The organism is Chryseobacterium sp. DT-167 (assembly GCF_058310155.1).
On sequence record NZ_JBZEEQ010000128.1, the window covers coordinates 1 to 538 of the forward strand.

General features: G+C 62.5%; 1 protein-coding gene. It reads right to left on the minus strand.

Going from position 1 to position 538, the window contains the following annotated elements; genetic code table 11:
- Positions 1–8: 8 nt before the first annotated feature.
- Positions 9–538: glycosyltransferase (locus AC4FQ5_RS20110; RefSeq protein ID WP_491146497.1), on the minus strand; the 530-nt coding region annotated here is incomplete at its 5' end.

Here is a 538-nt window from a genome sequence, read left to right on the forward strand (position 1 = left end):
TATGCGTCTCATGCGCGGTAGATCTCTTCTAGGCGGTCGACGACGGCACCGATGCTGAAATGCTGTTCGAGCGCTGTCTGTGACGACTCGACCACGGAGGAGCGTCGGGCCGGATCGGTTAGCAGCGTGAGCACGGCGTCTCGGATGGCCTCGGGGGAACCGTCCGTTATCTCGGCGGCACCGTTCTGCTCCAAGAGGCTCGAAATACCCGAGTCTCGAGTCAGGACTGTCGGTAAACCGGCGGAGATGGCTTCGAGAACCGACATCGGGTACACCTCGCCGAAGCTCGGAAGCACGAACACCGCAGCCCCCGACATCACCGACATGGTCTCCGAGGGATGCACTGCGCCTCTGTATCTCAAGACGTCGGAGAGATCGTGGTCCTCGATGAATCGCTCGAGTTCGGCGGCATCCCCCTCGTCCGGTCCCACTACGTCGAATCGGGCGCGCACGCCGGTCTCGATCACCTGGCGTGCTGCCTCGGCGAATGCCATCACCCGTTTACGAGGATGCAGGCGCGAGAGGAAGAGAACGGTTG